The organism is Streptomyces sp. NPDC058812 (assembly GCF_042744565.1).
Classification (GTDB): Bacteria; Actinomycetota; Actinomycetes; order Streptomycetales; family Streptomycetaceae; genus Streptomyces; species Streptomyces thinghirensis.
Map to the genome: position 1 here is coordinate 43,491 of NZ_JBHYOB010000019.1, position 24,895 is coordinate 68,385.

The window sequence follows — 24,895 nt, forward strand, 5'->3', positions numbered from 1 at the left end:
TCAGGCGTAGAACAGGACGATGCCGAGGAGTACGACGATCAGTGCCGCGCCGACTCCCATCACGCAGCCGGGCTTGTTCATCTGCTCGGTGAGCCGGGCCGTGAAGTCGGGCCGCTCCGGTGTGGGCGCGGAGGGCGCCCGCAGGGTCGGTGCCGGCGCCGCCGCCGTCGCCGGCGGAGGGAGGGCGGCGGGCCCGCCGTTCCGTCTCAGCGCGTCGCCCACGATCTGCTGCCACAGCACGGGTGGCAGGTCGGGGGCCTGGCCGTTCGCGGGCGCGACGATCGCCTTGTGGAGCCAGTTGCCCGCCGTGGGGCTGGGGTCCCGGAGCATGCGGTGCAGCAGCTCCCGCAGGTCGGGCAGGTAGCGCTCGTCGCGGGCCAGGGGGGCGACGGCCCAGGTGAAGAGGCCGGCCGCGCGGTCCGCCAGCGCCGTTCTCGACACGGGCCCCCCGGGCTGCCCGTACGGCGGCCAGTACAGGTTTCTGCGGAGCACCAGCTCGCACAGCGCGTGCCGTGTCGCGTCCTCACGCGTCCGGATCCGGTGGGGTGCGCTCAGCTCGTCGAGCAGCAGGTCCACGGAGTCCGGCGGCAGGTCCTCGGAGCGCAGCTCCTCCAGCAGGAACTCGTCGGGCAGTGCGCGCAGTTCCGTCCGCAGGACCTCGCGGCGGAGAGGCTCCTTGTGCTGGGCCTCCCGCAGTTCCCGGCGCAACGCGTACATCTCGCGATCGGGGGCGGAGGGGGGACCAGGGGTGCGGTCGGGGCCCTGGATGCGGCCGCGGTCGTGGATGTGGTCGCGGCCGTGGTCGTGGGGAGTGGGGTACGGGTTCGGGTTCGGGTTCGGGTACCGCGTCGGAGACGGGGCGGGGTGCGGGTCCGTGTACGGGGGGCCGGAGTACGGCGTGGGGGCGAGCGGGGCCGCGTCCCGCTCCTGGTCGCTTTCTGGCATCGGCGCCGGGGTCGGAGTCGGAGTCGGTGCCGCGAGGTCCGGGTGGGCCGGGGACGGGTTCGGGGGGCGCGTTCCGGTCCGGTCGGCGCCGAGGATCTCCCGGAGCCGTGCGCTCCGCCGCGTCCAGTCCCACGTCGCCCCGTCGGCGAAGGCGTCGACCAGCTGCGGCACACCGGCGGACGCCTCCGGGTCCGGGTGCGCGAGGAGCTGGTCCACCAACCGGTCCGCCACCAGGTGCTCGACACCGGGGCCGGACACCGGGCGGCCGGTCACCCGGGCCAGCGGGCCGGAGCCGCCGGTGTCCGGCTCCCAGCGCGGGACGGACATCAGCCGCAGCGGATGGGTGTCCACCGCGTCGTAGGTCGCGAACGTCCACTCCCGTCCCAGCCAGGGTCCGAAGAGCAGGAACAGCCCCAGGTAGACCAGCGCGGCCTCGTCCCGGTCCGGATGGCCGGGCCGCCGTTCCCCGGGCTCCGTCCGCAGCGACACCCGCTGGGCGGGATCGCGCAGCCACTCCGCGGTGACCACGGCCAGGGTGTCCCGGACCGTCGGCAACCGCTCCAGCATCTCCGGCAGCCGTTTGCGCGCCACCCGGTCGAGATCCGCGCAGTCGACCTCCTCCTGCCGGCCGGACGCCGTCTGGGCGGCCTTCCGGGTCCCCCAGCCGGCGTACGCGAGAGCGAGGCACTGCCGCGTCTTCAGGGTGCCGGGCCGGCCGACCAGCACATGGCTGACCGTGCTGGGCCGGCCGCCCGGGTCGGTGGTGGGCCAGCGGCGGACCAGCATGACGTCCCCGTCGCGGGACAGGGCGCGCACGGTGCTCGGCCGCGAGGCGGCGGCGCCGGACACCCACAGCAACGGGCCCAGCTCCCGGCCCAGTTCCTCGGCCCGCTCGACCGTGCAGGAACGGGCGACGGCGTTCATGCCGGTGCCCTGCCGCCCGTGGTTGCCGTCCCACCGGAAGACGACCTGCTGCACCGAGTCGGTGCCACCGCCCGGCCCACCCGGCCCGCGCGGGGCGGCCGCTCCCCCGCGGCCCTGGTTTCCGCTCTGCACGTCGCTCATTTCCGTTCCCCTCCTCGGGCGTCCTCCACCGGCACCGCCTCGAACGCGGGCGTCTCACCCAGGGCGAACGTCCCCGCACCGCCCGGTACGTCGATGAGCCCGTGCATCGCGAGCAGCGACAGCAGGGGCTCCAGCACCCTCCTCGGACCGGCCCCGGCCGGGTAGCGGCCCCGGTCCTCCTGGCCTCCGGTGGCGGAGGCGACGTGCAGGGTGCAGCGGCGGATCGCGTCGAAGGGACGCAGCCACGCCTGGCCGGCGTGCCGGTGCAGCAGCCGGTGCACGTCCCGGCTCTCCTCCCGCACCAGCGCGGGGTCCAGGGAGGCGGCCGGCGGCCGGTCCAGCCACCGGTCGACGGGCGGCTGGAACCTGAGCAGGTCCGCCTTGCCGAGCACCATCGCGGCCGCCACGTCCAGGTAGGGGCCGTTCTTCGGCAGGCGGTCCAGGACGGTGCCGAAGGCGAGGTCGCCGTCCCGGTTCACCTCCACCCCCAGGCGTTCCCTGGCGTGGTCCAGGTGCGGCAGCGGCAGGGCCAGCGCCGGGTCGACCACGAAGACCAGCGCGTCGATGCCGAGGAGGAACCGCAGCGCGGAGTCGGTCCGTACGAGGTCCTCGCCGCCGAGGTCGAAGAAGGCGACCGGCCGCACCCGGCCCTGGGCGTCGGTGATCAGCAGCGACTCCACGAACCGGGCGAAGCCGTCCAGGCCGACGCCGGGGGTGTGGTCCAGGACCCTGCCGTTGCGCAGGGGCTGCACCCACTCCCGAACGAAACGGGCATGCTGCTCCGGGTTGACGGACTGCCACTTGAGGCCGAACGGCTCCAGCCCGCCGTCGGTGATCGCCGCGATCATCTGGGTCAGCAGATGGCTCTTGCCGGTGGAGGACTGGCCGACCATCGCGACGGTCAGCGGTCGCCCGTAGGTGAGGTACGGCACCGGGATGTAGTGCTCGGGGAAGTCCGGGTCGGCCGCGCACTTCTGGACGGCACCGCGCATGACGTCCTGCCGACGCAGAGGGTTGCCGATCCCCGTGGGGTCCAGTGGCCGGTACTGCATCCTGCTGTCGGTGACGTACAGCGCCGTGAGGTCGAGCCGGATGGTCTCCAGGCAGTACGGGCAGAGCACCCCGCCGTCGCCCTCCCCGGCCGCCGCTCCCGGCTCGGGCCCCGAAGGGGCGGCGGTGGCCCGGCGCTTGAGCCGCAGCGCCTGCTCGAAGCCGTCCGCGTCGTCCTCCTGGCGGGCTCGCGGCTCGGCGGCGGAGGTGGCGAGCGCGGCGCGGCGGGCGGCGCCCGGCACCAGCAGGTCGAGCAGTTCCGCGGGCGTCGGCCGGTCGGCCGCCCGGGGGGCGAACGCGTCGCGCAGCGTCCGGGCGAGCATCCGGTGCTCGTCGAGGTCGGCGGGCGCCCGGTCGGCGTGGCCGGGTCTGCCGGTGACGAGCTGGTAGAGCACCTGTGCCGCGCTCCACACCGCGTCCCGGGAGTCGGTGAGCCCCTCGCCCCGGCGCTGTTCGGGGGAGCAGTAGGGCGACCGGCCCCAGGGCCGCCTCGGCCGTCCGGCACGGGCCACCCCCTCCAGGCCCCAGAGCTGGGCCGAGGCGCCGTCCCACAGCACGGTGGCGGGCGAGACGCCGCACGGCACCAGGCCCTGGAGGTCCAGCAAGTACAGGGCCAGCAGCAGGTCCCGGGTGAGACCCCGCTGATCGGTCGCGGACATCACATGGGTCCGTGCGGCGGCGGTGCCGCGCGGCGCCGCGTACAGCAGGAACGGCTCCGCCGCGTCCAGGTCGTAGCCGATGATCCGGGGGAAGAGAGCCGCGTACTCGGTGTCGTCGAGCGTCCGGTACAGGGACAGGGCGGTGCCCGCCTCCGTGTCCAGCAGCTCACGCGCTCCCGGGTTGGCGGCGTCGGCCGTCGTGAGGCGTACCTGCACGCACTGCTGTCCCTCGTCGTCGAGCAGGCCGTTGCGGACCAGTTGGGGCAGCAGCGGATCCCGACGGGACTCGGGCCCCAGGCGCACGGGGGCGACGCGACGCCGCCCCGAGGGCGTGGTGAACGCGAGCGTGGCCGCCCGCGGGCCGCCCGGCCCCGCCGTGAGCCGGTGGGTAGTGCTGGTCACCGGAGATCGCCGTCCCCTCGCTCGTATCGCTCGTACGGACCGGCCGGGTCGGCCGCGTCGGCCTGGTCCACCGGGTGCACCGGGTCGGCCGGGTCGGCCGGGTCGTATGGGCTGGCACGGTCGTACGTGTCCGTCCGGTCGTACGCCTGGTGGCGGCTGTCCGCGCGTTCGTACCTGTCCGTCCTGTCCGTCCTGTCCGTCTCGCCGTACCGGCCGGTCCGGTCGTACGCGTCCGTGTCGTCGTACGAGGCGGCCCGGTCGTACGGGTTCCGCGCGCCGTACGTGTCCGGCCGTCCGTACGTGTCCGTGCCGTCCGGGCCGGTGTTCTGGCGGGGCCGGACGGTGTCCACCACGCCCATCCGCAGCGGGGTGAGCCGCAGCAGGCCCGCGTAGCGTCCCGAGGACGTCCACAGCACCGCTCCCGGCTGCGTCGAGCCGCTCGCCTCCCAGGCCTTCTCGACCTCGTCCCGTACCGCCTGCGGGGCGAACCTGATCCACACCGCGGCGGCCGGGTCGCGGCTGAGCAGCGTGCCCTGCTCGGGCGAGGAGAGCTGCACCACCGCCTGCCGGTCCGCCTCCGCGCCGACGAGTTCCGCGAGGCCCCGCGGGTCGGTGCCGAGCAGGCTCGCCGAGGTGGCGCGGACCCGGCGGGCGGCGGCGAACGGGGGCGGCGCCAGCACCCCGTTGTGCCGCAGGTGCCGGCGGGCGGCCGACAGCAGTTCGCGCACCCGTTCCTCGGTGCGGCGCAGGGCCAGTGCGCCGGCCTGGCCGCGCTCCACGGCACCCCAGTACGGCCCCATGGCCACCAGGGCGGCGTCCGTCAGGTCGGCGGCCAGCGTGGCGACCAGCTCCGGACCGCCCTCGCCGTTCTCCCGGTCCAGCCAGCGCGGCGCGCTCGCCGCACGGTCCTCCCACGGCGCCCCGGCCGGCCGCTCCCCGGCGGGCTCGTCCCACGAGGGCGGGCCGTCGCGCCGGGCGTACGCGCTCGCCCAGTCGGCGTCGTCGTCCCCGGCGAAGGCGTCGGTCTCCAGGACCGAGGTGCTGGAGAGCCAGTCGTCCTCGGCGACCGTACCGGCGCGGTCCTCGGCGCCGGACCCCCCGCCGGCCACGGGCCGTTCCGGCTCGGGCACCGCCTCGGCCTCCGCGGCGGCGGCCGTGGCCCGCAGCATCCCGGCGACGGACCGGGCCGCGTCCGCGCAGTACAGGCGTTCCTCCACGGCCCAGTGCTCGCGGACCGCCTCGGCGAGCAGCGCGTCGAGTTCGTCCAGGGCGCGGTGGAGGGCGGCGGTGGCGTGGCCCGGGGCCCACGCGCCGGCCGCCGCGCGCCAGAGCCGGCGTACGGTCTCGGCCGCGACACCGAGGGCCACCAGCAGGCCCACGGTGCTCAGCCAGCGCGGAGGATCGGCCGCGTAGGCCAGTGCCGCCCCGACCGCGGCGCCGGTGAAGGCCGCGACCCGGGGGGCCACGGCCCAGCGGCCGGTACGTCCGGTGTCCCGCAACCGGGCCGTGCCGAGTACCGCCATGCCGACGAACAGCAGCGGGACGGCGAGCGCCAGCGCGAGCAGCGGCCCCTGCCACAGCGCGCCGAGCAGGCCCGCCGCGGCCGCCGCCGCTGGACCGGCGACGGCCGCGACGTCACCGCGGTCCCACGCCCCGTCCCCGTCACCGGCGGGATCCGTCACGTCGCCGGACGGGCAGGCGGCCAGCCTCGGCAGCAGTGCCGTACCCGGTACCGGCTCCACCCGCCCGGCGAGGCCGGTGAAACGCTGGGCCACCGACCGCAGGGTGAGGCCCTGGCCCAGCAGTTTCCCGGCGAACTCCTTGAGGCCCTCGCCGATCCGCTCGCCCGTGCCCTCCGCCGAGGGCACCCGCAGCCCGAGGGCCGCGAGCCGGGCCGCCGCCTCGGCCGCGGACGCCGTCGCACCACCGCCGCGCAGCGCGGCGCCCACCAGTTCGCGGTAGGAGTCGAGGTCGTGGCGCGCCTGGTCCACGTCCGCCTCGAACGCCTCCCGGCGGGCGGGCCGCAGCAGTCCCGGCAGGGACCCCAGCCCGGCCAGCGCGTCCTCGGCCCGTCCGATGGAGTCCACGCACGCGCGGTACGCGTCGTCCGCCACCCCGCCCGGGTCGCGGTGCCGCTGGTCCCGGGCGCCCCGGCCCGTCACCAGGCCCCGCAGGGGCTCCGGCAGGTCGGCTCCCGACGAGGCCGGCGCCAGCACCTCCGGCGCGAGTTCGGTGTCCTCGCCGGCGAACCGGGCGAGCGCGTCCCGCCAGGCCCGGTCGCGCACCTCGGGCGGCAGGTCCTGCTCCAACAGCCGGACTCCGGGCGCGGCGACGGCGTCGGGCAACGCCTCCAGGCGGTCGAGGACCGTCAGATAGACGTCCGGCACCGCCAGCACGTCCACCAGGACCGCGAGCGCGTCCGGGGCGTCGGGCGTGGGCTGCTCCAGCGCCGTCCGGGCGGAACGCAGATCGCCCGCCCAGAGCAGCGCGCAGCCCGACGCGCGCAGCACCGCCGGCCGCACCAGCCGGCGGTCGGGCTGGAACGCCTCCCCCTCACCCGCGTACGAGCCCGGCGCGCTGCCCACCAGGAGGACCAGGATCCTGACCTCGCCCACCGCGCGGTAGCCGGTGAGCAGTTCGTACTGCGGCTGGTGGTCGGTGAGTCCGGCCGGGGTGTCGACGACCAGGAACAGGGGATCGTCCGGCTCCGGCAGCCCGGCCTGGCCCAGCTGCCGGGCGACCCTGGCGCGCAGGGCCGGCGGGGTGTCGAGCTCCGCCGCCCCGGTGCGCAGGTCCAGGTGGATGACGGCGCCGAACTCCTCGGGCGTGCTCACTGCGCGTCACCGTCCCAGGGGTTGCGGCGGTCACGGTCACGGTCGTGGGCGTCGGTGTCCGCCGGCTCGTCCCACGGCGCCCGGGGGCGCTCGGCACCGTCCCCGGCGGCGACGCGGTCGTCCCCGTCGCGGTCGCTCGCGGGCGTGCGGCGCTCCGGCACGCCGTACCGCTCGCCGCGACCGGTGCCGTACGGGTCGCCGTGGTTGTCGGTGGGCGTGCGGCGTGGGCCCGTGTCGTAGTCGTCGGCGGGTGTGCGGCGGGGCTCCGCGTCGTAGTCGTCCGCCGGTGCGCGGCGCGGGCGTTCGGCGCGGCCGGTGCCGTACTCGTCGTCGTGGTTGTCGGCGGGTGCGCGGCGTGGACCTGCGTCGTAGTCGTCGGTGGGTGTGCGGCGGGCCCCTGTGCCGTAGTCGTCCACAGGTGCGCGGCGGGCCTCCGCGTCGTAGTCGTCCGCCGGTGCGCGGCGCCGGCGTTCGGTGCGTCCCGTGCTGTACGGGTCGTCGTGGCCGTCGGCGGGAGCGCGGCCCGTGCCGTAGTCGTCCGTGGTCGTGCGGCGGGGGCGCTCGGCGTGGTCGTCGGCCGCGGTCCCGCGCCGTGTCCCGGTGTTCTCCGTGCGGTACGCGGCGAAGGACTCGCGCGGCGCCGTGCCCCAGTCGTCGTCATCGTGGACGGCCCGCCTGGGAGCCGGCAGGTCGTCGGCGACGCGGGGCCGTACCGTGCCGAAGCGGACGTGCTCCAGCAGCGTGCGCAGCGTCGGCTGGACGGCGCGCTGGTCGCCGAACTCGGTGTCCAGCGCGGCCGGCAGCGTCTCCGCCCAGAACTCCCACAGCGGCCGGACCCAGCCCTCGACCCGCTCGCCGCCGCGCTCCCGGCGGTCCGCCAGCAGCTCCAGCTGGCGCGGGGCGATCTTCTCGACCAGCTCGACGAAGAGCGGGTGCGGATCGCTGCCCGCCCGCGCGAGCCCGGCCGGCTGCGCCCCCATCAGCTCGCGGCAGTAGTCCTCCACGGTCCGCTCGTCGTCGAGGACCGTCCACCGTTCGTACGAGCGCAGCAGCTCCGCCCAGCTCGACACACCGCCGGGGAAGTCCCCCAACCGCAGCCGCACGCCCGGGACATGGGCGCCCTCCTCGGGGAAGAGCCGCAGCCGGATGCGGGCGGGCGAGGCGTCGTCGCCGTCCACCACGTCCACCTGGCCGTTCCACATGCAGCACAGCAGCCGGTGCAGGATGGTGCGCCGGTCGTCCTCGCTGCTCACCATCCAGCTGTCCCGGAAGCCGAGCCGCTGGCGCCAGCGCAGCACGTCGTGGGCCTGCTCGGAGTCCTTGGCGCGGGCCCACTGGCGCAGCACCTTGCGGGCCTCGGGCACCTGCGTGAGGCTCATCTCGCTGCGGAAGAGGACCACGGTGACCGAGTCGCTCTCCACACCCCGGTACTCCACGGAGTTCTTGGCGTCCGAGGGCAGCCGCAGCGTCTTGCCCAGGTACTCCTGCACCTCCTCCACCGCCTGCACCCGCGGATACGTCACCAGCGCCCGCAGCGGCCCGGTCCCCTCCGGGGTGAAGCCCACCGGCAGCAGCCCGGTCAGCTTCCGGCCGAACAGGTCCAGCGCCTCCTTGCTGACCTGGTCGGTGGCGCCCTGGTCGCCCGCCGCGGCGGCCAGCAACGTGCTCATGGCCGGCAGCAGCGGACGCTCCTCCAGACGTTCGCCGCTCTCCGCGAACAGCCGCGTGATGCGGCCCTCCAGCAGCGCCTTGACGGTCGCCACCGCGCCCTCGGGGTTGCGGCGGCTGACCGCGTGGACCGTGCGCCAGGTGTCCCCGCCGACCAGCCGGAGCAGCAGCGCCGCCTCGTCGTCGGTCTCCCGCAGGCCCTCCCGGCGGATCAGCCGGGTGACGACGTCCTCGTAGAAGTGGTTGAGGGTGCGCTGCGGCGGCAGCAGGTACGAGATGCCCGTGCGGTCCTCGTAGAGTTCCAGGCCCTTCTGCTGGGACACCTTGCGTTCCTGGTCGCTGTGCCTGCGGAAGGCGTTCACCAGGCGTCCGAGGTCGGCCCCGGCCGTGTCCGCCTGGGACTGCCAGTGCTGCTGCTGCTCGCGCCACGCCTCGTGCCACACCGTCCGGCAGCGCCACCGGTACCAGTCGTCCTGTTCCTGGACGGCCGCCTGGACGTCCTCGTCGCCCCAGCGGGCCGGGGACATGCCGGCCAGCCGGCCCTTGATCCGGGGGGCCTTGGGCGGCTGCTCGGTCACGCCGGGCGGCCGCTGGGGAGCGCGGGACCGGTTGTCCAGCATGCCGAGGAAACCGAGCCGGGTGATCGGCTCGTCGCTGTCCGGGACGCCCCGCACGACCCGCTCGGCGAGGAAGGGGTCCACGGTCTGCAGCAGCTTGTCGATGGCGGGACGCGGCGCGAACCGGTCGGCCATCACGGTGGCCTGCCGTTCGGCGTCGATCCGCAGGTCGGACAGCAGCCGCTGCATGTCCGAGATCCGTTCGCCCAGGGCCTGTTCGATGTTCTTGCCCCCGCGCGGCAGCGGATCCGGCTCGGGCACGTCCAGTTGCCTGCGTTCCCAGAGCTCCTCCAGGTGGGAGTCGGCGAACAGCTGGCGGATCATCGGCACCGTGCTGTCCCGCTGCATCGCGCGCGGCCGCTCCACGAGGTCCGTGACCGCCTCCCGCAGCAGTCGGCCGGCCACCAGGTCGGCCAGCTGGTCCATCGGCGCGGTCATGGACGCCACCAGGCTGGTGGAGACGCCCTGGCGTCCGATGCCGGTGGGGGACAGGGCGCTGCGGTGCACGCCGCGGTTGATGAAGCTGGCGGCGAAGGTCTGGTAGTCGTCGTCGGCCGCCATCGTGCGGCCCTTGGAGCGGCCGTCGCCGAGTTCGGTGCCGATCAGCGACATCACCAGGGACACGATGGAACGGCGCAGGTCGTCCGCGCGGATGCCGGCCGTCGGGCTGAACAGGAACGCCGTCGGCAGGATGCCGGTGCGCAGCCGGATCGGCATGGTGCCCGGGTAGCGGACGCCCATCCCCGCGTCGTGGTCGAGGTCGCCGATCTCCGCGCCCTCGGTCGGCGCGTTCTGTCCGTCGACCAGGCGGAACAGGTCCACCAGCGCGCGGGCGGCGTTGAGGTCCGCCTCGCGCCCGCCGCCGGAGGCCGCGGAGAACGACGACGGCATCACGACCAGCGGGTAGATCTTCACCCCGTCGAACCGGCGCAGCTGGAAGGCGTGGTTGATCAGGTGCAGGTAGTCCAGGAAGATGCCGGCGCCGGTGCCGCCCGCCACCGAGAACGCGACGAACACGTCGCAGCCGTTGGTCTTGCCGCCGCCGAACTCGCTCAGCCCGCCCGCCGACTTGGCGATCAGGTCGATCGCCTGGAGGAGCGGTTCGAGGACCGGACCGAGGCCGTGCCGGAGCGTGGCGAACAGTGCCGCGCGGCCGACGGTGGGCAGCTGGCCCGCGCCGTTGTGCAGCGGGGTGACCTTGGGCTCGTCGATGCGCGGCGGCAGCCAGTCGGCCACCTCCTCGCGCATGCTCGCCCGGAGCATCTTGGTGACCTCGGGCGAGGCGTCGAAGTTCGGCAGCAGGTTGTGGGTGGCCCGGGAGGTGCGGGCGTACGCGGCCCGCAGTGACGGGTCCACGTTGAACTGCGGCAGCCGCTGGAGGTCGCTCTCGCTGTAGTCCGCGTACACGAACTGGAGGCCGTCGGGCAGCTGGTAGGGCGCGTAGCCGTTCAGGCCGGTGAGGGCCAGGCCGTCCGGGCCGCACAGTTCGGCGCGCAGTCTGCGTTCCAGTTCGGCGCCGACCAGGCCGCCGGTGCCGCCCAGGCCGACGAAGAGCATCGGCTGGAAGATCTTCATGGGTTCCTCCCCGCTGGCGGCCGTCGCGGGCCGCAGGTTCGTGCTCGGTACGTCCGTGAAGTGCGCGTGGCGTGCGTTGCTTCGCGTGGTGCACGTGGCGGGCGGGGGCGGGCGCGGAGGTGAGGCGCCCGCCCCCGCGCGTCACATGTACGAGTCGTAGGCGCCGCCCGTGCTCCCGCTCCCGCTCTCGCCGGAACGGGAGCCGGACCCGGTGCCGGAGGCGGTGGCCGCGCCGCTGCGGGCCGCGGCCGCCGGCCTGCGGCCGCGGGGGCCGCGGGTCTCCTCGCCGAGGGCCAGGCTCACCGTGTCGTTGAGCGGGACCTGCCCGCGCACGGGCAGCGGCGTCCGGCCGCCGCCGCGCCTGCGCAGCACCGCTCCGCCCTCGGGGTTGCGCTGGACGGCGTACTCGCCGTGGGTCCGGCGTTCGATCCGCGGGGCGCGGTGCGGTTCGACCAGGGCGAACTCGTACCACTGCTTGTGTCCGTGTCCGGCCACGTGATCGGTGCCGACGGCCTCGCCGTCCGCGGAGACCAGGCGCAGCACCAGTCCGTGCGGGTCCCTGCGGGTGCGGCGCTGCCGTACCCAGGCGAGCACCGCCACGACGGCCGCCGCGAGCACCGCGGCGCCGGTCACCACCGCCCACCAGTACTTCTCCCAGAAGCCGGGCTCCGGGGTGACCTGTACGGAGAGCGGGGTACGGACCAGCGTCCGGTCGTCGTCGGTGGTGTCGACGGCCGTGACGGTGCCCGACAGGCGCAGTCCGTCGTCGCCGAGCCGGTCGCCGAAGACGTCGGCGGGGGCGACCGCGACGGTCACCTTCCGGGTGCCGGACTCGCCGGGCGCGAGCTGGATCTCGGCCGGGCTGATCGACAGCAGCCCGGAGCGCACGTCGGCCACGGACAGCCGCAGGGTGTGCCGGGCGTCGCTGTTGTTGCGGACGGTGAGGGTGCCGGTGACCTTGCCGCCGGGGTGGGTGTCCCCGGCGGCGATCTCCAGCGCGGTGGTGACGGGCAGCTCGCCGGGCGCGACCTGGCCGAGTTCGCTGCGGGTGTCGGCCCGCAGTCCCGAGGCGGTGAGCGTGCCGTCCACCTTCAGCGCACCGTCGGCGCCCTCGGGGATGCGCGCCGAACCGCTGAAGGAGCCGTCGTTCGCGTCCGGGTCGGGGCCCTTGCCGTCGTCGGTGAGGGACAGGGACTGCGGGGCGAAACCGTCCCCGGTCAGCTCGCTGCTCACGCGCAGTCCCTCGTAGTGCTCCGGGTCCTTGATCTGGTAGCCCTCACGCGTCTGGAGCCGCATCGTCACCGTGACCTTCTCCCCGGGCCGCGGCGAGGGCGGGTCCATGGTGATGGCGCCGCGCAGCTCCCCCTGCCACAGCACGCTGACCGAGACGGGCAGCGAGCGGTGCCCTTCCGGGGCCTCGGCCTTCACCCGCCAGGTGCCGGGCAGCGGGTCGACGATCTTCAGCGCCTCGACGGTGCCGTCGCCGCCCGCCAGTTCGAAGCGGGACTTGCGGTAGGTGCCGGTCGTGGGGACCTCGTGGCCGCTGGGGTCGAGGTAGCTGATCCGCACCTCGGGGTCGCCCTTGTCGACGACGATGCTGCCGACGGTCGCCAGCGGCGAGATGCCGATCTCCAGGGTGGCCGGCGGCTTCTTGCTGGGGCCCTCCTCGTGGCGCAGGCAGTGCGCGGCGGCGAAGATCTTCTCCAGCGTGGTGCCGACGTCCTTCGCGCCGGAGACCTTGTGCGCCTTCGGGCTTGCGGAGGGCAGGTTCACACAGCCCTTCTGGTAGCCGCCGGCCGCCATCCGGTCGAGCTGCTCCTTGTCCGGTTCCGGTCCGAAGCCGAGCGGCCAGATCTGCACGTTCTGCGCGCGGGCGTTCTCCAGCTCCTTGGTCAGCTGCCGTTCGCCCTCGGCCTCGCGGTGCGCGGGGTCGCCGTACTTCTCGCTGTCGGTGACGTCCATCTTTCCGTCGGTGAGGACGAACAGCACGCGGGGCTCCGACGGGTCGGTGCCGGTGGTGAGTTCGTGCACTCCCTGACGTATCGCGGTCGGGAAGTCGGTGCCGGTGCCCTCGCTCTCCTTGCGGGTGCGGAGCTTGTCCACGCAGGCGCCGATCGTCTTGCGCCCCGCCGCGTCCAGGGTGGTGCGCGGGCACACCGGGTCGACCGCGCGCTGGCTGGCGGACTCGGCGGCGGCGAAACCGAAGACGGTGACGTGGGAGGACGAGGAGACGTCGCCCAGCGCGATGCGGGCGGCGGCGGCCTTCTCGGCCTTCATGTCCTCGGGCGCGAGGCTGGCGGACTCGTCCACGGCGACCGCGTAGTTGACCGACGGGAACGCCGGCTCGGAGTCCGCCACCGGCACCGGATCACCGCCGGTGGGTGTCAGCAGGGACGCGAGCACCGCGGCGCCGCCCAGCGCCAGGACCGTGGCGCGGTGCGCGCGGCCTCTTCCCGTCCGCCGTCTTGCCCAGGCTCTCTGCACGGCCGTCCCCTTGGTTCTCGGTGGTACTCGGTTCGTCTCTGCTTCGTGTGCGGGCCCCGGCCGCGCCGTCAGCGCGCGGTCAGGCCCCAGACCATGGCCAGCGCCGCGGAGGTCGCGAGGGCGGCCATCCCCCACCGGATGGCCCGGTACTTGGCGGTCAGGATCGAGCTGACGTCCACGGCCTGGACGAGCAGCCACCCGGCGGGGTCCCGCCCGGCCTCGGTGATCCGGGCGGACAGCCACGCGAGGTCGCGGGCGGCCACCAGATCACCGAAGTACGTCACCCCGTCCTCGCCGCGGACCGTGCCGGTGCGTGGCATGAGCGCCCCGACCAGCGCGGTCACCGCGACCGCCCAGAGCAGCCCGGCGAGCAGCAGCGGCACGTCGACGAGCCCCCGCCAGCCGGGCGCGCCGTGCCAGCCGAGCAGGAACGCGGGCAGCGCCAGCGTCCCCGACAGCAGCACGGCCGCCTTGGAGTCGGCCCGGCCCAGGTCCTCGCGGACCGTGTTCAGCAGCAGCTCCGCGATGCGCTCCCCCGCCCGGTCCGGGCAGTGCCGACCCCCGTGCGGCACAGGCCCGGCCGGGTCGGGGGAGGCACGCCCCCCGCTCTCAGTGGTCCCAGTGGCCGGTTCCCCGCCCGCGGCGGTCACCGGTCCTCCTCCGCCCAGTCCCAGCCGTCGTCCCGCGAGCGTCTGCGGGAACGCGGCGGCGCGTCCTCGGCGTCCTGCACCGCGCCGGACCCGTCCCGGTACGGCGGCTCCTCCGCCACCCAGTCCGGGGTGAACGGCTCGGCGCGGGCCGGCTCCAGCCGCGCGGGCTCCCGGCGGGCGGGCACCGAGCCGATGGGCCCCTGGACGGGCCGGCCCCGCCCCTGGTTGAGGAGGTTCAGGGCCTGCGTCTCCACGTCGTTGGACTGGATCTGGCCGCTGTCGACCATCGCGAAGAGCCGGTCCACGCGCTCCTTCTCGTCCTGTCGCCCCTCCTGGCGGATCTGCTCCAGGAAGTCCTTGGCCCGCTCGGGTTCGGCCGCCAGCATGTAGCTGAGCTGCTCCAGGTCCCCGCCGCGCAGCATGGCGCGGAACGCGTCCTGTCGTACCCCGGTCAGCTCGGCCGAGGCGCGCGCGTCGCGGATCTCGTCCATGTGCTCGATGGTCCGATCGTCCACCCGCAGCCGGACGTACAGCCGTACCCGCAGACCGAGTTCGCCGCCCAGGCTGTCCCAGCGGCCGCCCGCGCACTCCCGGGTGAGGGCCCGGTCGGCCTGCTCGGCCTCGGTCACCCGGAAGGTCGAGGTGACCTCGCGCAGCCGCTCCAGCACCGGGGCGGTGAGCCGCTGGGCGACGTCGGTCACGACCTCGACGGCGGCCAGGTGGGGGTCGGTCACAGCCCAGTGGATGTCCACCTCGGCCTTGAAGAAGGTGGTGCCGCCGGCGGCCGGGAGGTCCATCTGGAGCCGCGTCTCATAGGTCCCGAGCGCGATCTCGCAGACGGTGTACGGCCGGGCCAGCGCCCGCTTGTCGACGTGCCGGGTGCCGGAGACGGTGACCACGCTGTGCCCGCCGTTGCGGTAGAACAGCACCGAGGCCCGCTGGGCGCTCACCGGCGGATGCCCGCCGGTCGGCGTGTACTCCCGCAGGAAGGGGCCCGCGGGACCCGCGTCCGCCCGAGCGGCCTGGTCCCCGTCCACGTCCTCAGCCATGCCTTGCCTCCTCGCGCGTCCGGTCCCGCGCCGCGACGGCGAGCCACCACAGGGAGCGCGCCTGCGCGTCGGGGAGCGGATCCTCCGGATCGTTCATCATTCGCCGCAGCAGCCAGTCCAGCCGCCGCCGGTCGTGCTCCTCGGTGGTCAGCGCGGGCAGCAGCGCCGCCAGCCCGGGCCGGGCCCACTCCGCCCCGTCACCGCGCACCGCCGAACGCAGCAGCGTCTCCAGCGCGTCCGTCGCCACCTCCTTGGAGCGCGGCGTGTTCAGCGCGGTCCACAGCAGGTCGGCCATGGGGCGTACGAGTTCGGGGCGGGCCGCGGCGAGGGCGAGCGGCAGCGGCCAGTCACCGCGGTCGCCCAGCGGGGAACCGGCGTCGTCGACCAGCACCTCGTCCACCGTCGTGAGCGCGAGCCGGACGGTGGTCACCAGCCCCAGGTCCTGGTGGATCTCGCGCTTGTGGTGGGTCCAGTCGGCCACTCGCCGCAGTACGGCCGGCGCGTCCGGGAGCGCCAGCAGCCGTACGACGTTGAAGGAGGCGACCGCCAGCTGGTCGCCCTCGTCGCGGACCGCGATCCGGGCCAGGGCGTCGAGCGTGTCGCCGGTCGTGGCCGCGGAGTTGCCGTAGCCCAGCGCCATCGCGGCCGTCCAGCGCAGCGGCCCGGTGCCGTACCGGCTCCAGTCGCCGACCACCTTGTGCACGATGCGGCGGTGCGAGTCGTGCCCGGCCGCCTGGTCGAGGGCGGTGGCCGCGAAGACCCGGCGCCGGGGCGTGGCCGCGTCGGCGAGCGGACGGATCAGCTCCGCGTAGCCGTGGTCGAAGTCCCGTACGCACAGCTCTCCCGCGGCGACCGCGGCCCGCATCCACACCTGGGAGCGCGGGTCGTCGGCCAGCAGCCGCAGCCAGCGCACCACCGGCGCCCGGACGGCGAAGTGCCGGTCCCACAGCTCGCTGAGCACCGCGGCCGGCAGGGCGGGACCCCGGTACCAGATCAGCCGCGACGCCACCTCGGCACCGGCCACCTCGACCCGGCCGTCCCTGAGTTCGGCCCGCGAGAGCGCGAGGTCGGAGCGGGGGTCGTCGCAGAACAGCGGCCGGGCGGGGGTGCGGTCCGGGTCGGACTGCACGGACAGTTCCCAGGTCAGCAGGTGGGCGGCGGCGGCCACGGCGCTGTGCGAGGCCCCGCCCAGTACGGCGAGCGCGATCCGGAACGCCACCGGGTGGAACAGGCTCGCGGTGCCCGGCCGTTCACCGCCCGGCTCGTCCCCGGCCGGTGCCGCCAAGGCCCGGTCCACCCCGGCGAACCACTCCTGGGCCTGGCGGGCGGCGAGGCTGCGGCAGTCGGACAGCAACTGCTCGTGGGTGAGGTCCCCCAGTACGTGCCCGGCCAGCAGGGAGGCGAGCACCTCGGCCTCGGCGGGGCGCAGGTCGTCCAGTCCGACGGCGTTCCTGACCTCCGGCCGGGCCCAGAGGGCCTCCGCCTCGGCCAGCAGACCGGCGGCGCGGCCGGCGTCGGACCCGGTCGCGGTTCCCTGCTCCTCCAGCAGCTCCCGCAGCCGGGTGACGAGCAACTCCCCGGTGGGGGCGGGCGGGCAGAGGGCGCCGTACCGTCCGGCCAGCATCGGATCGGCCGCCGAGCCGACCGGGACGACGACGACCGCGAAGGCGTCGCGGCGGGCCAGGGCGGCGGCGAGTTCGTCGAGGTCCATCTCGTCGGGGACCGACGCGCCGGGCCGGGTGAGGGACAGCTCGAACAGGTACCCGGAGAAGTGCCCGGCCTCCTCGTCCTCGTCGCCCAGGCAGTCGGCCAGCCGCCGGGTGCCGCCGGCCGGGTCGACCCGCCGTACCCGGGCCGCGGACCCGGTCGCGGACCGCGGCTCCGTGCCGTTCGCCGCCGGGCCGGTGACCTCGTCGAGGAGCGAGAGCGCGGTGCTGGTGCGTCCGGTGCCCGGTGCGGCCCCCAGCACCAGTAACCGGCGGGCGGTGAGCGCCTCGCGCAGCCGCACGTACCCCTCGGGTTCCACGTGGACCCGGCGGAGCCTGCGCAGTTCCTCTTCGGGCACGGGCCCGCCGCGCAGCGCCGAACCGGACCGGCGGGCGTCCATCCGCAGGTGGATGTCGCCGATGTGGGCGCTGGCGAAGTACGAGCGGTCGAAGCTGTGCAGGTCCCGGCCCGCGTCGAACAGCATGCGGGTGGCGCGGCGCGCCCGTGCGGCGGAGGCGAGGTCGGTGGGCGCGTCCTCGCCCTGCTCCTCGGCGAGCGGGTCACGGGTGTGCTCTTTGAACCGCCCGGCGGCGCGCTCCCGTTCCCGCTCCTGCTCCTCCCGCTCCTGCTCGGCGGCGTCCTCGCCGGTCCCCTCGCCGGCCTTCTCGCCGTCGTCGGCCTTGCCGTCGTCCGCGCGGGGCGCCTCGTCCCGGTCCTTGTCCCGGCTGCGGTCCCGGTCGCTGTCCCGGCTCCGGTCCCCGTCCTTGTCCCGGCTGCGGTCCCGCGCCTTGTCGCGGTCCGTGCCCCGTGCCTTCTCCCCGGCCCCGGGGGCGCGGGCGTCGTCGGCCTTTCGGGGCTTGTCCTGGCCCGCGTCGGCGCCCGCCCGCTGGTCGTCGCTCACTCGCCCCGCTCCTTCCGGGAACGGGCACTGTCGGTGATCCGCCCGATGTGCACGGGCTGCTGGTAGACGTTGTCGTGGTGCCGCGACATGTCGCCGTGCACGGTGTAGCGGGTCCCCGGGGATCCGGCGTCGTCGTCTTCGTCACCGTCCGCACCGGCGTCCGCACCGACGGGCGAATCAGGCGTGTCAGCGGCCGAGTGCGCACCACCTGTGGACGACGGTCCACCGGCTGGCGACGGACCACCGCCGGGCGACCGAGGCTCGGCCGGAATCTCCGGAGCGGGCCGCCCCGGAAGCTGGAACCAGGCGGTGACCTCGCCCTCCTTCAGCTCCAGACGGGCGGGCGAGTAGCGCGCGGCCTCGATGAACTTGCCGCCGCCGCTGACCACGTCCTCGTACAGGGAGTTCGACGTCACCAGCACCAGGTCCGCCTTCTCGGCGTCCAGCAGCCGCCGGGCGACGGGGGAGTCGGCCAGCCGGCAGGCGAGGTCGACCGCCCGTCCGCTGATGCCCCGGGCGTCGTGCCGGACCGGTCCGACGTGCATACCGATCCGCAGGCCCAGCGGCACCCGCAGCGCACGGTTCTCGTCCCGCAGGTTCTCGTGCACCTCGACCAGCCACAGGCCGAGCAGCCGGGTCACCGCGATCCGGCCGGCCACCGCCAGCAGCACCCCGTCGCCGCGGTCCTCCATGTGCACGGCGTCCCGCGCCACCTTGGCGTGGGTGAACGCCGTCTCCAGCACGCGGTAGATCCGTGCGCGCATCCGCGGCTTGTCGACGTCGTCGTACTCCCCGGAACGTCTGGCGTCGACGCTGATCACCAACTCGTAGCGCGCCTCGGTGAGATCCATGGCGTCGTCGTTCACCCGTGCCCCCTGCTGCCTGCCGGTCCGTCTGCTTGCCGTCCCCTCAGCTTCGGGCCCGGGACGAGAGCCGTCTGTAGCCGTTTACACACGGCGGAGCGCGGATCTACTCCTGATGGCCGTCCGCGAGGAGGGCGAGCAGTGTGGGGTCGAGGATCTCCACCATCCGGTTGCCGGTCCGCACGATGTTCTGGGTCCGCAGCAGCCGCAGCGCCTTGGCGACGGCTTCCCGGGTCGCTCCCACGGTCGCGGCCAGCTCGTCCTGCGCCAGATGGACGACGGACCGGGCGGCGGAGGGCGCGGACGGGGAGGAAGAGCCCCGCGAGGAGGGGGAGTAGGGGCCGGAGCTGTCGGGCTTCGACAGTTCGATGAGTCGATGGGCCAGGCGCTGCAGCACGGTGAGCGAGGCGAGGGCGGAACGCTCCTGGTCGGCGCTGCGCAGCCGGAAGGTGAGCTGACGTATCACCAGGCCGCTGACGCGGGGGTGCAGTGCGAGGAAACGGCGGAACGCGTCCCCGCCTATCACCTGGGCCTCGGTCGGCCCCAGCGCGCGCACGGTCGCGCTGCGGGGGTGGCGGTCCAGGGCGGCCATCTCGCCGAGCAGTTCACCTGGGCCGCGCAGACCGAGTATCAGCCGGGTGGCACCCCGGTCCGTGGCGAGGGAAACGGTCACCCATCCGTGAAGGATTATCAGGACGTGACTGGACCGCTCGCCCTCGGTCAGAAGATGGGTGTCGGCCGGGTAGCGCTTCCGGTTTCCGAGAGCCATCACGCCCTCGTGCTCCTGGACGGTCAGCGCCTGTGCGAACGCGAGTTCGTCGCCGAGCAGTCCCATGGCTACGCCCCCCGCCGCAGTCCGGACGCCTGGTTCTTGGATGGCGTTGATGGTGACAGAGTGATAATCGGGAGGGAGTGAATTGCGCCACATCCACGCTACTGTCCGGTAGTGACGGAACTGCCTGGCAGAAGCTCCGCCAGGGCCCGCCCCCTCCCCGCCCCGCTCCTCCGGCGACCGTGCGCGACGGCACCCTCACCGGTCGTGTTCAGGCGTGATCCTCAAGGTCAGCACCGGCCACCGGGTGACGAGGCCCGTCGGCCGCTGGAACCGGCCCACGAGGCGGAGTTGGCGGAAACTCGGGATCGTTTCCGGGCAGTCGTGGACTTCGCCGGTCACGCCGCCTTCCGCCCGCGTACGGTTCGCGCGGGCCGGCCTAGGACAGGCCGCCCCGACCGTCCACGCCCCGCATCCGGCGCACCCCCAGCGCGCAGGCGCCGCAGACCGCGCCCCACACTCCGTTGACGAGGAACATCGGCAGAATGGCCTGCGGTCGCGCGAGAGGTCCCCGCAACTCGCCCGTGAGGACGGGAGACAGCACCCCGCTGAGGACCACGGCGGCCAGCGCGTACGCCACCCCGGCGGCCACCGGCGTCAGCAACGGCTCGCGCACCCGGCTGAGCCCGACGGCCAGAACCCAGGCCAGGCTGATGCCCGCGGTGAGCAGCAGCGGCGTGAGCGGCCTGCCGAGGGCGTCGGTCAGCCCGGTGACCGAGAACAGCGGCCGGACGAGCGCGACGGCGGTCAGCAGCGCCACCATCGGCCGGTCCAGCCGGCGCAGGCGTACGGGGAGAGGGAGGCCGGGGGCAGGTTCGGTACTCATGACCCCAGCGTCGGCGGCCCCCTCGCGCGGGGGCGTCGGCCGGTGGCGGGTACGTGCCGTACCCCGGCGGTTGTGGCGCGGGGCGTCGGCTTGCGCCTGCGGGTGTGGGTGTCGCGACCACGACTACGACCACGACCACCGCCGGACTCCAGCGGCACCCACCGGCCTCACCGGCCTCAACGGTCCACGTTGTTCTCACCGACCATCACCGGCCGGCCCCACGCCTCCGACCTCGACCCCGACCCGTGGTCGCTACCTGCCGTACCCCGGCGGTTGCGGCGCCCGGCGCCCCGCTACGCCCGGAGTTGCGGATGGGCGCCGGGCGGTTCCGCCGCGCGGGGGACGGCACGGCGCGGGTGGCCTGCCTACGCTGGCGGCATGGTTCTCCGCGCCCTCCCGCCCCGCTCCCGGCCGCGGCTGCCGCGCGGTCGTGCGGCGGACGCCGCGCTGGCCGGGGCCGTGCTGGTCCTGGTGGCGGTGGGCAGCCTGCGCTCGCTGGTCGGTGAACGGGAGGAGACCTGGGAAGCCACCGCGCTCGGCTGGGCCCTGCTCGTCGCCGCCTGCGCCGCCCTGTACGTCTGCCGGCGCCACCCGGTGCCGACCGCGTCGTTCGTGCTGGCCGCCACCATCGCGTACTACCTGGTCAGCGCCTACGACGGCCCGCTCATGGTCGCCTTCGTCGTCGCCCTCTACACGGTCGCCGCCGAGGGCCGGCTCCGCGCGGCGATCCTCCTGGCCGCCCTCGGCCTGCTGCTCACCGGCACGGGCACGCTGCTCGGCAACCACGACGTCAACGGCGTCGCCCTGTTCATGATGACCGGCTGGCTGGTCGGCGTGGTCGCCCTCGGCTGGGTGCGCGAGAACCGGCTGGCCCTGGCCCGGGAGGCGGAGCAGCGGGCGGTGAGCGAGGAACGGCTGCGCATCGCGCGGGAGCTGCACGACGTCGTCGGCCACCACATCTCGCTCATCAACGTCCAGTCCGCCGCCGCCCTGCGCCGTCTGCGCAAGGACCCCGAGGGCGGCCCGAAACGGGCGGAGGAGGCACTCGGCGCCGTCAAGGACGCCAGCCGGGAGGCGCTGCGCGAGCTGAGGGCGACCCTGGGCGTACTGCGGCAGGCCGACGAGTCGGCGCCCACCGCGCCCGCGGCCGGCCTCGACCGGCTCGGCGAACTGGTGGCGGCCGCCCGGGTGGCCGGCCTCGACGTCCGGGTGAGCGCCGCCGGCGACCGGCGACCGCTGCCCGCCGAGGTGGACCTGGCCGCGTACCGCATCGTCCAGGAGTCGCTGACCAACGTCACCCGCCACGCCCACGCCACCGCGGTCGACGTCCGTACCGAGCACGGGCCGCGGCACGTCACGGTCGAGGTCACCGACAACGGCCGCGGGCCCGCCCCCGTGGGCGCCGGGTCGGGCAGCGGCATCACCGGGATGCGCGAACGGGCCCGGGCCCTGGGCGGCCGGCTGACCACCGGCCCGGCCCCGGACGGCGGCTTCACGGTCCGGGCGACGCTGCCGTGCCCCGAGGTGTCGGCGCAACCGGCGCAACCGAACGGAGAACCTCCCCGACCATGATCAGAATCGTGCTGGCGGACGACCAGCGTCTGGTGCGCGCCGGGTTCCGGTCGATCCTGGAGGACGAGGACGACCTGGAGGTCGTCGGCGAGGCGGGTGACGGCGCCGAGGCCCTGGCCGCCTGCCGCGCCCTGCGCCCCGACGTCGTCCTGCTGGACATCCGCATGCCGGGCGTCGACGGCCTCCAGGCGGCCCGGGACATCGCCGCCGATCCGCGCCTGAACGACGTACGCGTGGTCATCCTCACCACCTTCGACCTCGACGACTACGTGTACGGCGCCCTGCGCGCGGGTGCCACCGGCTTCCTGGTCAAGGACACCGAGCCGGAGGAACTGGTGCACGCCGTCCGGGTCGCGGCCCGCGGCGACGCCCTGATCAGCCCCTCCGTCACGCGCCGCCTGATCGCCGAGTTCGCGGGCCGGGTCCGCGCCCCCGAACCCGGCCCGCGGTTGAACGCCCTCACCGACCGCGAGCGCGAGGTCATGTCCCTGGTCGCGGCCGGCCTGACCAACGACGAGATCGCCGCCCGCCTCGTCCTCAGCCCCGCCACCGCCAAGACCCACGTCAGCCGCATCATGACCAAGCTGGACGTCCGCGACCGCTCACAACTGGTCGTACTGGCCTACGAGTCGGGGATGGTCAGCCCGGGCTGGCTGACGGAATGAGCCGGGCCCGCCCGGTATCGCGGCGGGCGCAGGGCGGCAGGCCCGCTGGCGATCCGGCGGTTGTACGGCGGGAGGCTGTCCCGCGATCCGGCGGGCGTACAGCGGGTGTACGGCGCGAGGCCGCCCCGCGACCCGGCGGGCGTACCGCGTCAGGCCCCCCGCAACCCACGGGGTACGGCGGATGCCCACCCGGGGCCGACGCCCGCGGGCATGCCGGGGCCGGACGCTTCGGGCATGGATCCACACCGCCTCCCTCCGCCACCCGTCGCCCGCCCCGGCGTCTTCGGCCGCCTCGCCTCCTGGTCCGGACGGCACCGCTGGGGCGCCCTGCTGCTCTGGCTGGCCGTGGTCGCCGTCATCACCGTCGGCTCCCAGGCCGCCGGCAGCGCCTACCGCAACGACTTCGGCCTCCCCGGCACCGACTCCCAGGCCGCCGCCGACCTGCTGGAGCGGCACGGTTCCGCGCAGGCGGGCGACAGCGTGCAGATCGTCCTCCAGGACCCCGCCGGACTGGCCGGCGACCGCGCCGCCGTGGAGCGGACCCTCGACCGGGTGCGCGACCTGCCGTCCGTCGCCGAGGTCCGCAGTCCGTACGCCGACGCGTCCGCCGTCTCCGAGGACGGCACCATCGGCTACGCGACCGTCGTCCTGGACGCCAAGGCCGAGGAGGTCCCCAAGGAGGACGTCACCCGGATCGCCGACACGGCGCGGTCGGCGGCCGGCGACGGTCTGAGGGTCGAGCTGGGCGGAGAGGCGGTGCGCGGCGCCGAGGAGGAGGGCGGCGGGTCCGCCGAGGGCGCGGGCATGCTCGCCGCGCTGGTGATCCTCGTACTGCTCTTCGGATCGGTCGTGGCCGCGGCGCTGCCCCTGGTCACGGCCCTGTTCGCGGTGGGCGGCGCGGTCGGGTTGATCGCGCTCGCCTCGCACGTCTTCACCGTCGCCGACTTCACCCCGCCGATCATGATGCTCGTCGGCCTCGGCGTGGGCGTCGACTACGCACTCCTGATCTTCTACCGCTACCGTCACGAACTCGTCCGGGGCACGGACCGCGACACGGCCGCCCGCACCGCCCTGGACGCCGCGGGCCGTACGGTCTTCTTCGCCGGCTGCACCGTCATCATCGCCCTGCTGGGCCTGGTCGCCCTGGGCCTCGGTGCCCTCCAGGGCGTGGCCCTGGCCGTGGCGTTGACCGTGCTGGTCACGATGGCCGCCTCACTGACCCTGCTGCCGGCCCTCCTCGCCCAGTTCGGCGCCCGCATCCAGCGGCACGTCCTGAAGCGCGCGGCGAAGGCCGGGGCCAAGGGCGCGGAGGAGGGCCGAGGCTGGCGCCGCCTCGCCACCGCCGTACAGCGCCGCCCGCTCCCCGCGCTGCTGGCGGCCGGCGTGGCGCTGCTGGCCCTGTCGGCGCCGGCCGCCGGGATGCGCCTGGGTTTCGCCGACGCGGGCAACGACCCGGCGACGTCCACCAGCCGCCAGGCCTACGACCTGCTGGCCGAGGGCTTCGGTCCCGGCTTCAACGGCCCGCTGGTCGCGGTGGCCCAGGGCGACGAGGCGGCGGCGACGGCACTGCGCACGACGCTCGCCGGCACTCCGGGTATCGCGGCGGCGACCCCGCCGCTCCCGTCGCCCGACGGCGCGGTCTCGACGGTCATCGCCTTCCCCACCACCGCGCCGCAGGCCGAGCCCACCGCCGACCTGGTCCACACCCTCCGCGACGAGGTGCTGCCCGGCCTGGCCGACCGCACCGGCGCCACGTACCTGATCGGCGGCCCGACGGCCGCGGCACAGGACTTCGCCGACTCGGTGTCGTCCCGTATCCCGCTCTTCGTGACGATCGTCGTGGGCCTGTCCTCGCTCCTGCTCCTCGTCGTCTTCCGCTCGCTCTGGATCCCGGTCAAGGCGGCGATCCTCAACCTCCTCTCCATCGCGGCGGCGCTCGGCGTGATCACGCTGGTCTTCCAGCACGGCTGGTTCGGGGTGCAGCCCGGCCCGGTGGAGGCGTTCATCCCGGTCATGATCTTCGCGATCGTCTTCGGGCTCTCCATGGACTACGAGGTCTTCCTGGTCTCCCGCATTCACGAGGAGTGGGAACGCACCCGCGATCCCGCCCTCGCCGTCCGCGAGGGCCTGGCCTCCACCGGCCGGGTCATCACCGCCGCCGCGGCCATCATGATCGTCGTCTTCGCGGCCTTCGTCCTCAGCCCGAGCCGCATGCTCCAGCAGTTCGGTCTGGGCCTCGCGACGGCGATCCTCCTGGACGCCGCGGTGATCCGCTGCCTCGTCGTCCCGGCGGTCATGCACCTCCTGGGCCGTCACGCCTGGTGGCTCCCGGCCCCGCTGGCCCGGCGGCTGCCGAGGGTGACGCTGGAGGCCGCCCGGCCCACCGAGCGACCGGGTGACCGAGCCACCGAGTGACCGAAGGCTCAGGTGGCGGTGGCGGTGGCGGTGGCGGCGGGCCGCGGGCCGCCGTGGAAGGCCCGCGCAGCCGCGCGGAAGTCCTCGCCGCGGTCAGGAGACGGTTGCTGGGCTAG

Annotated in this window: 14 protein-coding genes; 3 read left to right on the forward strand and 11 right to left on the reverse strand. The window is 75.0% G+C overall.

What is annotated here, in order from left to right; all coding sequences use genetic code 11:
- From ACFW48_RS30615 to ACFW48_RS30665, 11 genes are all read right to left on the reverse strand, one after another.
- The gene (locus tag ACFW48_RS30615; RefSeq protein WP_386320269.1) at positions 1-2,010 is read right to left on the reverse strand and encodes a hypothetical protein; all 2,010 of its coding nucleotides are present in this window, start codon (positions 2,008-2,010) and stop codon (positions 1-3) included.
- A complete protein-coding gene (locus tag ACFW48_RS30620; RefSeq protein ID WP_386320272.1) occupies positions 2,007-4,121 on the reverse strand; it encodes a hypothetical protein in 2,115 nt (704 codons plus the stop codon). The genes ACFW48_RS30615 and ACFW48_RS30620 overlap by 4 nt, the downstream gene beginning before the upstream one ends.
- A complete protein-coding gene (locus tag ACFW48_RS30625; protein WP_386320275.1) occupies positions 4,118-6,955 on the reverse strand; it encodes a hypothetical protein in 2,838 nt (945 codons plus the stop codon). The genes ACFW48_RS30620 and ACFW48_RS30625 overlap by 4 nt, the downstream gene beginning before the upstream one ends.
- Positions 6,952-10,815 carry a tubulin-like doman-containing protein gene (locus ACFW48_RS30630; protein WP_386320277.1) on the reverse strand — a complete coding sequence of 1,288 codons (3,864 nt, stop codon included), beginning with the start codon at positions 10,813-10,815 and terminating at the stop codon, positions 6,952-6,954. The genes ACFW48_RS30625 and ACFW48_RS30630 overlap by 4 nt, the downstream gene beginning before the upstream one ends.
- Positions 10,816-10,956: 141 nt before the next feature.
- Positions 10,957-13,299 (reverse strand): VWA domain-containing protein, encoded by a 2,343-nt coding sequence (locus tag ACFW48_RS30635; protein ID WP_386320279.1) that lies wholly within the window; start codon positions 13,297-13,299, stop codon positions 10,957-10,959.
- A gap of 68 nt (positions 13,300-13,367) precedes the next feature.
- Positions 13,368-13,949 (reverse strand): Pycsar system effector family protein, encoded by a 582-nt coding sequence (locus ACFW48_RS30640; RefSeq protein WP_386320280.1) that lies wholly within the window; start codon positions 13,947-13,949, stop codon positions 13,368-13,370.
- Positions 13,946-14,998 (reverse strand): hypothetical protein, encoded by a 1,053-nt coding sequence (locus ACFW48_RS30645; RefSeq protein WP_386320281.1) that lies wholly within the window; start codon positions 14,996-14,998, stop codon positions 13,946-13,948. Before ACFW48_RS30645 ends, ACFW48_RS30640 begins: the two co-directional genes overlap by 4 nt.
- A complete protein-coding gene (locus ACFW48_RS30650; protein ID WP_386320284.1) occupies positions 14,991-17,606 on the reverse strand; it encodes a hypothetical protein in 2,616 nt (871 codons plus the stop codon). The genes ACFW48_RS30645 and ACFW48_RS30650 overlap by 8 nt, the downstream gene beginning before the upstream one ends.
- Positions 17,603-18,472 carry a hypothetical protein gene (locus tag ACFW48_RS30655; RefSeq protein ID WP_386320287.1) on the reverse strand — a complete coding sequence of 290 codons (870 nt, stop codon included), beginning with the start codon at positions 18,470-18,472 and terminating at the stop codon, positions 17,603-17,605. The genes ACFW48_RS30650 and ACFW48_RS30655 overlap by 4 nt, the downstream gene beginning before the upstream one ends.
- 103 nt (positions 18,473-18,575) lie before the next feature.
- On the reverse strand, positions 18,576-19,304 hold the full coding sequence (locus ACFW48_RS30660) for a Crp/Fnr family transcriptional regulator (protein ID WP_386320289.1): 729 nt from the start codon (positions 19,302-19,304) through the stop codon (positions 18,576-18,578).
- 376 nt (positions 19,305-19,680) lie between these two features.
- Positions 19,681-20,127, reverse strand: coding sequence for a hypothetical protein (locus ACFW48_RS30665; RefSeq protein ID WP_386320292.1), 447 nt, complete (start codon positions 20,125-20,127; stop codon positions 19,681-19,683).
- A gap of 378 nt (positions 20,128-20,505) precedes the next feature.
- On the opposite strand from ACFW48_RS30665, the gene ACFW48_RS30670 reads away from it, so the two are divergent.
- The 3 genes from ACFW48_RS30670 (at position 20,506) to ACFW48_RS30680 (ending at position 24,779) form a co-directional block, all read left to right on the forward strand.
- Complete coding sequence (locus ACFW48_RS30670) at positions 20,506-21,699, forward strand: sensor histidine kinase (RefSeq protein WP_386320296.1); 1,194 nt, start codon at positions 20,506-20,508, stop codon at positions 21,697-21,699.
- Positions 21,696-22,364, forward strand: a complete 669-nt coding sequence (locus tag ACFW48_RS30675) for a response regulator (RefSeq protein WP_386320299.1) — start codon at positions 21,696-21,698, stop codon at positions 22,362-22,364. The genes ACFW48_RS30670 and ACFW48_RS30675 overlap by 4 nt, the downstream gene beginning before the upstream one ends.
- A gap of 234 nt (positions 22,365-22,598) precedes the next feature.
- Entirely contained in the window at positions 22,599-24,779 is a 2,181-nt protein-coding gene (locus ACFW48_RS30680) for an MMPL family transporter (RefSeq protein WP_386320301.1), read from the forward strand.
- The last annotated feature ends 116 nt before the right edge of the window (positions 24,780-24,895 follow it).